Source organism: Nostoc sp. 'Peltigera membranacea cyanobiont' 213 (assembly GCF_002245975.1).
Taxonomy (GTDB): Bacteria; Cyanobacteriota; Cyanobacteriia; order Cyanobacteriales; family Nostocaceae; genus Nostoc.
In genome coordinates, this window is record NZ_NOLI01000198.1 from 1 (window position 1) to 10,971 (window position 10,971).

Here is a 10,971-nt window from a genome sequence, read left to right on the forward strand (position 1 = left end):
AATGACAAATGACAAATGACAAATGACAAATGACAAATGACAAATGACAAATGACAAATGACTATTAACAGAATTTTTGTACTAGCAAAGAACGTGTTTCAGGAAGTGGTACGCGATCGCATCCTATATATTATTGGTTTTTATGCGCTAATCCTCGCCATTGCCTTCCGCGTCCTTCCTGAATTTGCAGCTACCACTGAAGACAAAATGTTTTTAGACTTCGGGATGGCGGCGATGAATGCCATCGGGCTAATTGTGACGATATTTGTTGGTACGGGACTGGTTAATAAAGAAATTGAAAAACGCACTATTTTGGTGTTAATTGCTAAACCTGTCAGCCGTAGCGAAATTATCATCGGCAAATACTTAGGTTTATCCGCAGTATTAGCTGTACTTGTCGCCACGATGACAGCAATTTATCTGATATTTCTGCAATTTGGTAACATTCCTCATCCAACAGCGAGTATTTTAATTGCTGCAATTTTCTTATTATTGCAGTTGTCATTAATCACTGCTGTAGCTATTACCTTCGGTGTTTTTACTGCTTCCTTGCTAGCGACAATTTTAACCTTTGCAGTATATTTAATTGGAAATATTACTCAAGATTTAGTACAACTCGGTCGTCTGAGTCGTAACCCTGGTATGGAAGGTTTAACTCAAGGTTTATTTCTCATCTTGCCAGATTTATCTCGATTAGATTTAAAAAATGATGCCGTTTATGGTCTGCAAGCATTACCTGACACAACTGCACTGATTACAAATGCTGGCTATGGTTTACTTTATAGTGGCATGTTGTTAGCGATCGCTATTTTTATCTTTTCACAACGCGAGTTTTAATAATTGGGTACTTGTACTGAGCAGTTCGACCCAACTCTTGGAGAGGCTGCACCAACGCCAAGCCCAGGAAAACGGAGGTTTTACAGTGAGCTTTAGCTCTTTGGGGTTCTTCGGGTTTAATAAGTAATCAAGCGGAAATGATATTAAATGCGTAACAGCTTATCCTACGCATTTACGAAGGTTGAGTGCCCTGGCTAGATGCTTTTTGTGCAACAGTTTTTAAGCGAGTCGCCCTGCTTTTACGAATACGTTCACTTTTGCGAACTCCACCAGCCATCTCATATTCGCGGCTATCTTTGCCGTATTTAAAGCCAATTCCCATAAGCATTTTCTCAGAGAAAGTACCCAAGGTTTGTTCTAACTCTTCAATTTCTACTTTGGAAGAGTCAATCGGAGTATTTGGTTTCCTTGCGTCAATCCAACCTATATTTTTTGGGAACATCCCAAAGTGCAAAAATCTTGATAGCCCTCATCCCCTAACCCCTTCTCCCAAAGATGGGAGAAGGGGAACTAGAATTATCTCTCCCCTCTCCCATCTTTGGGAGAGGGGCTGGGGGTGAGGGAAAAGATTTAAGCAAAATTGGGATGCTCCCTATTTTTTTGCAACTAATTCGATCGAGCTTTTTTTATATCTTTTTTCTTTAACATAATTCCAAAGCCGCCAGCCAAAATAGAAGCAAGGGTAGTTAAAGGTTCTGGGACTGGTTGAGGATTGGAATTTGTCACTGAAGCATTTGTTAACGACAATATTGATGAGCCAAAAGTATCATTTACATCGGTAACGCCAATGCCAACGTTGTAGATGCCAGATGTTGCAAATGTATAGCTAAAAGGTTCACTTCCAGTTAGAGGGATAACTGAGTTGCTAATAGTTACAAAGGCGCGATCGCTCGAAAAAGTATCATAGCTTAAAAAGGAATAGTCAAAACCGATCGCATCCCCAGCCAGGACATTTAAAGCTGTTTTAATCGCAGAACCTTCAGTGGCATCAAGACCAAGCGATCTGGGATTGAGACTTAAAAAAGTTTCTAAGGAGCTAATATAATCTGGGTTATTACCTGAGACATTATAGTTGTCAGCATCATCATTGCCATCAGCGAAGGCATTTGTTAGCATCGCTTGACTTGGAACTGCAACAACATCACCCAATTTGTCCCAATTGCTTAAATTAAGACTGGCAGCAAAAGAAGGGGAGGCAATGGTAAAACTACTCAAGCCCAAGAAGCTAAAAACCATAGCCTTGTGAATTCTTCCTTTGATAAAAGTTGCATTCAACATATAAAACTCCTACAAATTTATGAAACCGATTTGTTAGTAGATACTAGTAGTCCGCCAAGTCAACAATGCTTGGTTTGTAGTGAGCGCTTTAGCGCTCAAATCAAGGACTAAAGTCCTTACTACGAACTTATTCACCCAATCATTGTTGCTCTGGTGGACTACTAGTTTTGAAGATTGAACTAAGTACCAGTTTGACTGTTGCCCTCCCATTTCCTTGTGGAAGGGCAACAGTCAATCTCTAAAATACGAAGCTGCTGGGGTTATTTAAAGTGCCAGTACCAGCTAAGTTTACTGTGATAAAAGGTCTGAAGATGTCGTGGCCTGTAGAGCCATCAGCATCAATTTGCACGCTGAAATTGCTGGTGCTAGTACCCTGCACAACTTTCACATAGCCATCGGCTATTGCGTTTGCACCGTTGTAGCCTCCTGTAACTAGGCTATCGAGCAGTTGCGTTAAGACAATATGATCGTTGCCAACTTCAAAATCTGTAATCGTGTCACCGTTATCGCGGATATTAGTATATACAAATTCGTCATTTCCGCCACCACCTGTAACTATATCTGCACCTTGTAAGCCGGTGATGCGATCGCTTGTGGAAGTTCCAATTAACGTATCACGCCCTGGTGTACCAGTGATTTCATTTGGCTGAATGGAGGGATTATCAGTAATTGGTACGGGAGTACTATCTCCACGTGTAAAGCCGCCACTACTAGTACCTATACCGCCACCAGGAACTGAAGCGATTCCAACAACTCCTCCACCATCAGCAATAAAATTACTGGCTGTAAGGGTTCCCGTTAATCCTGTCACCTCAATGATGGAATCGCTATTGGCATTAAACCCGGCTGTAGCATCATTAATAGCTACAAAGGTGCGGCCACTAAAGGTAAATTGAGCAGCAGAATTAGAAGCAAAATTAGTTAATTTGGCTGCAATTCCAGTTGCACTAAGAGTTGCAACAGATCCCGCATTAGAGAATCCAGATCGTGCTGTGGAAACAAGGAATAGATCGTTGCCAGCAGTAGCATTGAAATCGGTAATCACATCAAAACTCTTGAGGAGAGAATCAGTTAAGTTGCGGTAGTCAAAACGATCGGATTCTGTCCCACCTGTCAGAGTATCTTTCCCAGTTCCCCCAGTTAATGTGTCATTGCCAGCACCACCATTGAGGATGTCATTACTATTGTTAGCAAGAGCAACATAGACAGCATTGCTACCAAAACCAACAATATCAGCATGACCATCGCCATTCACATCTGCTACCTGGCGAGGCATGATATTAAAGTTACTCCATCCGGTAGTGTAATCATTGAAGAGGATATTACTAGAAACAAATTTACCGTCAGTTTGACCAAGAGCTACTGAAACACCATAAGCCCCAAACCCGACAATATCAGCACGACCATCGCCTTTGACATCAGCAAGTTGGCGTGGATATTGATCAAAGCTATTCCATCCTTGGGCGGGACTATAATTATCAAAGGCTGTAAATGCTGCACTAAAAGTGCCGTTATCTTGACCAAGAGCAACATAAACAGCATTGCTACCAAAACCAACAATATCAGCGCGACCATCGCCATTCACATCTGCTACCTGGCGAGGCATGATATTAAAGTTACTCCATCCGGTAGTGTAATCATTGAAGAGGATATTACTAGAAACAAATTTACCGTCAGTTTGACCAAGAGCTACTGAAACACCATAAGCCCCAAACCCGACAATATCAGCACGACCATCGCCGTTGACATCAGCTACTTGGCGTGGATATTGATCAAAGCTATTCCATCCTTGGGTGGGACTATAATTAGTAGCGGCTGTAAATGCTGCACCAAAAGCAGGAGGAGTAGCAGCAGTATCGCCGATTAAGATGTCATTGCCACCGCCACCATTTAGTATGTCATTGCCATCGCCACCAGAGAAGATGTCATTGCCTGTACGCCCCTCGAAAGCGTCAGCATATTTTGTGCCGGTGATATCAAAACGTTCAATAGTAGAAAACTTAACTAATTCAAAATTATCACCAACAGTTCCAGCCCGATGGTAGATTACATTAGCGCCGTTATAACCTAAATGGATACCAACACCATTACTCTTGCTACTGTAATCAACTTGGAGTAGGTCATCGCCTTCTCCTCCATCAACTGTATCAGTGGAATATGGGCTATAACCAGGGTTAAGGATGTCATTGCCAGCACCACCTTTTAGTTCGTCACTGCCAGCACCACCTTTGAAAATGTCATTACCACCACGCCCCTCGAAAACGTCAGCATATTGTGTGCCAGTAATTTCAAAACGTTCAATATTGGAAAAGTTGACCAGTTCATATAGAAATTCAGATAGACCAAAACCACGATTGAAGATTGTATTAGCACCTCCAAAACCTAAATGGATACCATTAATACCCTCCTTGGAATCATAACTAACTTTAAGAAGGTCATCGCCATTTTTACCATCAACAACTATGGTCTTCTTTATTTCTAGATTATCAAGAATCTTAAGGTCAAAAGTATCATTGCCATCAGTGCCAAGTAAATAATTAAGATTTATAGTATACTCGCCTGTCAAGTTTGGGTTATTCAACTTCTGCAAATTAAAAGGATCACTATAATTTAAGTCCGATCCCGATTGGTATTGGTTAATGCCGCCATACATCCATCCCTTCACTAAGGATTGATAAACTTTTACCGCTAAGTCATGCTGATTGATTCCGTTAATTCCGTAAAGATTATCATCTTTTTTAACGTATATATCTAGGTTTCCTAGATCGTCCCTAAACAAGCCCAAGCCGTCAGAAAAAAGGCCGCTAAAGCCACCATTATTTAAGGAGTTGCTAGTATGAATTACCACTACTCTTCTAGCATCATCAGGGCTTATTCGAGCATCTTCACCTGCGGCCTCAAATTGAGGTCCCGCAGGATCGAGACCAACAATCTGACTAATAAGTTTTGTTGGATCTTTCTTCTTTAAATCTTGACCTATAAGTCCTGCAAGATGAGCTCCTAAACTATGTCCAATAATTTCAGTCTTAGTTGGATCAATATTTAAAGTTTGGAATGTATTTGATAAAGCCAAGGCGACATAATCTATCTGCCCCTTAACAGACGAATATTCCAACAAATTTTTGTCACTGATACTTGACCAATCAACTGCGATTATATTAGCTTTATTATCTAGAGACTTTAAATCCTCGTATAAGCTTCCGAATGTACCAGGATTTGATCGAAATCCATGAATTACGAAGATAGTTTTTTGGGTTTTATCAAACGAGAAATTCGTCGGTATATTGACTTTAAAAGTATCTTGATCAATGGTAATAGTAGTTTGCATGGTTTTACTCCTTGAATGGTATTGCATCGATAACTAAGCACAAAAAAATGTCTGCGTTCCTAAAGCAAATTGATAGCGGTTCTCGAATGGAAGCAATAGACTTTGACCTCTCTCCAAACCAAGGAGAGAGGCTTTGAATCTTGCTCCCCAACGCTAGCAGGGAAGGGGCTGGGGGTTAGGTCTGTATTGGACTCAACCGAGAGAGAAGCACAACAACTTATCACCCTCATGTAAAAGAGAGATGTGAAGCAAAAGAGAGGATATCTATGCACACATAAGTGAAATTACTTATACACAAAATCATAATATTCGGTTGGTGACTAACTTCAGTCCTATAAATTACTGACTTGTAATGACTTTCGACCAAGTTTGATGGTTTTTCAATATTCTTTCTTAAAAAAATAACTTAGTTAGCCTAGAAAACGATAAAAGTATTCTTCTTCCTGAAAAAAGAGAAAATATATATAAGCTTGCTTAAGCGTTACAGCACTTCCGGCTATTATTCAATACAGTTTTTCTCCTTGCCCTGTCCTATCAAAGCTTTCAGATTTGAGGATGTACCTCATAGCTGCCGTAAGTGCTGTACTGTAAACTGAGTAAATAATCAAACAAACAAAATACAGAATGCCAAGGTCATTGAAAGTTCGCCATGAGTGTATAGATCAAGTCAAAATAGCACTTACACGTAATGGCTACCCCAACCAAAGAAGCTTGGCTCATGACACTGGTTTAGCTCTAGCTACAGTTAGCAAATTCCTAACTGGGAAACCAGTTGGTCATACAAATTTTGAAGAATTATGTCATAAATTAAATCTAGATTGGAGAGAACTCTCTACACCTAATCCCCAACTAAACGTCTTAAATAATACATCCAAAATTGTAAAAACAAATACAACTTTGGGTGCAGCAATTGATGTTTCATCATTTTACGATCGCACCCAAGAACTAACGCAGCTAAAATCATGGATTTTACAAGATGGCTGTCGCTTGGTTACAATCTTCGGTATGGGTGGGGTTGGGAAAACCACTTTAGCCACTAAATTAGCAATATCAATTCAAGATCAGTTTGAGTATGTGATTTGGCGATCGCTACAATACACTCCGCCGGGAAACAGCTTTTTAACTGAATTAGTATCATTTTTATCCAATCAGCAAGAAACTACACCCGACATCAATTTGCTGATCCATTATCTGCGTATTTCCCGATGTCTATTAATTTTAGACAACTTAGAAACAGTCTTAGATCCGGATTCGATGGCAAAGTATTGCCCTAATTATCAGATATATGGTGATTTAATCGAAGCCATTGGAAAAACAAATCATCATAGCTGTCTGATTTTAACCTCTAGAGAAAAACCCGCTCAAGTCGCCGCATCAGAACGAGCAGAATTACTGGTGCGTTCTTTCAAGTTGGAAGCTTCTCAAGAGGTAGCCATTCACCTACTACAATCAAAGCAACTGCTGGGTTCAGATGAGCAAAAGCAAGAATTGTGCGATCGCTACAGTAATAACCCTTTACAAATAAACATAGTTACTAATGCCATAATCGAGCTATTTAATGGTGAAATAGGGAAATTCCTAGAACAAAATACCTTATTGCTAAGTAACATTAACTGCTTACTAGAACAGCAGTTCAATCGTCTTTCAGAGTTAGAATGGCACATTATGAACTGTATAGCTATCGATCGGGAAGTATCAACTCTTGATACCTTAGCTAAAAGTATTTGTCCGACTGTTCCTAAATTCAAACTTTTGAATGCCATAGAGAGATTGATTTGGCGCTCACTAATTGAAAAATCAGCTAAAAGTTATATCCAAAAACCTGTTGCGATCGAGTATGTAATAGAAAAACTTAAACAGCAAGTTTTAATAGAACTTATAAATATAAAGCTTTTCTTGTTTAATAAATATCTGCTGATTGCAAAAAGTACCAAAAATTGTCTCATAAAAAAGCATAATTCACTGATTTTGCTATGCATTGCAGACCAACTTGGTAATCATTTTACTTCCAGAATAGCCCTCGAAAGACATATTCAGGGTATTTTAAAGGAAGTGCAAAATTTTAGGCAGCAGTTATCTAAAAATGGAGTATCCAATTTTATTCATCTTTCTAATTATCTGGAAATTGAGTTAACAAAAGTAGAAGAAGGGATACTGCAATCTTAAACTTTTATTTTCTCACTCAAGCGCATCATTAAATCTGACTGAACTTTACAACAGAACTTCTGAAAAGGATAAACGACAACTTTTAGGCAATAACATGACCCAAGCTGAAAAAAAACCGTGGTTACAGCTAAAACGAAAGCCCGATACAAAGCATGGAAACGAAATCACAAGATTATCTCACTTTGACAGAACTATTCCTAACTAATAAATAACTATCTGAGGTTGCTTAATTGTGCCATCAGGCATGATAGTATCCCGGAACTTTGCATAAATCAGGTTTGTCTCCCAAAGGTTTGCCTTACTCAAGTTTGCCTTGGTTAAATTTGCCCATGTCAAATCTGCACCAGTTAAGTTAGCCTCAGTTAAATTAGCTTCTAATAATTTTGCTCCACATAACTTTGCTCCTGTGAGATTTGCTCTCATTAAGTTAGCTTCAATCAGTGATGCTTCAATTAAATTGGCTTCACTTAAGTCTGCTTCTCTCAAATCCACATCACATAAAGAAGCACCCCAAAGATTACTACTTGTGAATTTCGCCCGCCACAAGAAAGTTCCGCACAAATTTGCTCGTGTTAAATCAGCATTAATCAAATTAGCTTCACACAAAGATGCTTCATACAAATTAGCTTCGCGTAAGCTAGCTTGCATCAAATTTGCACCACTTAAATTAGCACGAGTGAGGACACAGCCACACAAGTTTGCGTCACGTAAATCCGCTCCGATGAAGTTAACACCACTTAAGTTAATTCCTTTTAGGTCAATTCCACTCAAGTCACATCCACTAAAATCTCGGCGCTGAAAATATTTATTTGTGATTTGGCTTAATATAAATTCCTGCTTATCAGCATAATTTTTCATGGTATTCACCTCTGGGTGTAATTTATCTCAAAGGTCGAGTGTGGTAGTTACCGTATATTGAGAGTACACCCCAAATGGAGATTAGCTCGGTAAATAATCAGAAATAAATTTCCCAAAAATCGCCAATCACCTGAAAATGCGCTTTTTCAGTGGTTTTCAAAACAAAAAATGCTGACATAGGTCAGGAAACATTGATAAGTTAAGTGAAGGGAATTCCCAGCTACACAAACAAAGTTCACTGATATTGCTGTGTTAAGGTTGATAACGAAGGCTAAAGTAAAAACCATCATCTTGAGCGTTATTGCCGCGATCGCTCAGATCGATAAATGGAAATCCATAATCGAGCCGCAAAAACAGATTATCAATTCCCATTGCCTGATTCCATAATAATCCTAAGCCCGCACCCGCCAAAAACGTTTGAGCGGGTAGCAGATTAGGATTATTAGACTGATTCCAGACGGCTCCCATGTCCAGAAATGGCGCGAGTTGAATTGTGGATAATCCAGATTTATCGCGCTGCACTGTGAACCGATCTTCAATCGCTACCCGAAATCCATTATCCCCAGAGCGGATATTTTGCCGATATCCCCTTACAGACTGTCCGCCGCCAATAACAAATTGCTGGGAAGGTAAAAGGCTATCTGGTGTTAACTGCAAGTCTGCTTGGATAAGCAACAGATGATCGTTACTAAGTTGCTGGACGCGCTGTATTTGACCCAACCAACTGAAAAAGCGGCCATCGGGTATGGGGTCACTGTTGATAGTTGCGTCTAAGATGTCAATGCCAAAATTAAATTGCGATCGCAAAAACCAAGCTCCTTGAGGTTCGCGCTTGATATAATCTTGACCAAATTTAATTACGCTGGTGCGGCTGACACCATTGGCATCAGGCCCAATACCAAAGGGGGTTGCAAGGTTATCGAAGAGGAAGGTTTGACCATCTTGATAGGTAAATCCCAAAGATAAGGCAAATTCTTCTTTGGGCGATCGCATCAATGGTTGGCGATAATTGATTTCATAAAGATCCTGGTTGGCGCGAATGCCAAGGGCATCAAAAGGTGGCTCAGTGATTTCGTTGCGATTAAATGCCGTTCTAATCTGCACTTTGCCATTCATGGCGTTAACAGGAACTTGATAGCTAAAATCAAAGGCATCAGAACCACCAGAAAGGGTGTGGTAGTATGAGCCTGCTAACTCATCTCCCATCCCGGTCAAATTGCGATCGCGCAGTTCAATACCCAATCTTTCTGCCCCAATACTGGGAGGCGAATAATTATCTACACCCAAGCTACCAATTAAAGTTTTTGCCTCTTCAACTCTGACAATGAGAACACTTTGACCAACCTTACCCGTTGGCCGCAGACGCGCTTCCACATTTGTAAATAGAGGATCGAGTCGCAACAATTTCAGTTGTTCTTCGAGCTTACCACTATTCAAAGGGATACCCGCACCTAGTTGGATGCGACTACGAATATAAGATGGATTTAATCGCCGCGTCCCTTCGATGTTAATCTCTGTCAAACGCCCTTCAATGACTCGAATTACCACAACACCATTGGCGGTACTAGGTTGCTGAATATCTGGAACTGCTCTGGAATTTATATAGCCTTTGTTTAAGTAAAGCTGGGTAACAGCATCTGCGGCTTGTCTGATTTCTTCTAAAGTCAAGTCCCGTTCTTCAAAGGGTTTAACTACTGGATTAAAGTCATTTTCATTAAAGACGGTGCTATCTACAACTTGGATTTTGCGAACCCGAATCCGTTGTGGTGTTTCTAGTTGAGGGTTCGGTTCGGGTTGATTCGGGTCAATTACTGGGGAAGGGTTTGTTTCCTGTACTATTTGTAACTTTGGCTGACTACTATTTGGAGCCGAGTCGGGTGTAAAGTTATTTGCTGTAGCTCTAAGTCCATTTACACTTACAATCCAGACCACAGGCAGAATTAGCAAGCCACACTGAAAACTGAAGCTGTGCTTATTCCATTTAGTACTTGCCAAAGGCCAAGTGTTTAACTGATGAGAGAAAGAGACAATTCTTTGCTGAGTCGTTGTTTTCGGCTTAATACCAGTTCCTGTGTCTTTTCTCATTTCTCCTCAGTGGGGTGCCTTATTTAAGGACTGGGCTGATTTTGGTTTTTGAGTATGCTATGGGTGCATGAATATTTCAATATCATATTTTTGACATTCAGATTTCAGAAGATTTGTAACTAAAAGTATAATTAACACCGCGTGCAACTAGGTATAGGCATCCAATTAAGGATTTTGTGTAAACGACGGAAATCGTACTTGGCGCTAGTTGTTAACCCTGTTGGCGAAACAATTGATCGTAAATAAAAGGGTTTAAGACCCCTACATCTACAGGTAGCCTCAGTTTCAGTCGGGGTTTAAATCCCCATCTGAAATTGTCTTTAATTTTGTTAGCGCAGCATAAGGGCTTTCCAAGAAATAAATTATTCATTTGTGGGATGGGCATCTTGCCCGTCCCCAATATTAGGACGGGCAAGATG

General features: G+C 40.1%; 7 protein-coding genes. 2 read left to right on the forward strand and 5 right to left on the reverse strand.

Annotation, left to right across the window (positions count from 1 at the left end):
- Positions 1–57 precede the first annotated feature (57 nt).
- Positions 58–837, forward strand: coding sequence for an ABC transporter permease (locus CDG77_RS31405; protein WP_094333129.1), 780 nt, complete (start codon positions 58–60; stop codon positions 835–837).
- A 172-nt stretch (positions 838–1,009) separates the two neighbouring features.
- Here CDG77_RS31405 and CDG77_RS31410 read toward each other — a convergent pair whose 3' ends face one another.
- From CDG77_RS31410 to CDG77_RS31420, 3 genes are all read right to left on the reverse strand, one after another.
- Positions 1,010–1,279 (reverse strand): hypothetical protein, encoded by a 270-nt coding sequence (locus CDG77_RS31410; protein ID WP_442946450.1) that lies wholly within the window; start codon positions 1,277–1,279, stop codon positions 1,010–1,012.
- A 164-nt stretch (positions 1,280–1,443) separates the two neighbouring features.
- On the reverse strand, positions 1,444–2,115 hold the full coding sequence (locus CDG77_RS31415) for a hypothetical protein (protein WP_094333130.1): 672 nt from the start codon (positions 2,113–2,115) through the stop codon (positions 1,444–1,446).
- Positions 2,116–2,353: 238 nt separating this feature from the next.
- On the reverse strand, positions 2,354–5,443 hold the full coding sequence (locus CDG77_RS31420) for a bluetail domain-containing putative surface protein (RefSeq protein WP_190234120.1): 3,090 nt from the start codon (positions 5,441–5,443) through the stop codon (positions 2,354–2,356).
- 624 nt (positions 5,444–6,067) lie between these two features.
- Between CDG77_RS31420 and CDG77_RS31425 the strand changes: the two genes are divergently transcribed.
- Positions 6,068–7,609, forward strand: a complete 1,542-nt coding sequence (locus CDG77_RS31425) for an NB-ARC domain-containing protein (protein ID WP_094333132.1) — start codon at positions 6,068–6,070, stop codon at positions 7,607–7,609.
- Between the two features lie 201 nt (positions 7,610–7,810).
- Here CDG77_RS31425 and CDG77_RS31430 read toward each other — a convergent pair whose 3' ends face one another.
- A complete protein-coding gene (locus CDG77_RS31430) occupies positions 7,811–8,467 on the reverse strand; it encodes a pentapeptide repeat-containing protein (RefSeq protein ID WP_094333133.1) in 657 nt (218 codons plus the stop codon).
- A 252-nt stretch (positions 8,468–8,719) separates the two neighbouring features.
- A complete protein-coding gene (locus tag CDG77_RS31435) occupies positions 8,720–10,552 on the reverse strand; it encodes a ShlB/FhaC/HecB family hemolysin secretion/activation protein (RefSeq protein WP_094333134.1) in 1,833 nt (610 codons plus the stop codon).
- Between the last annotated feature and the right edge of the window lie 419 nt (positions 10,553–10,971).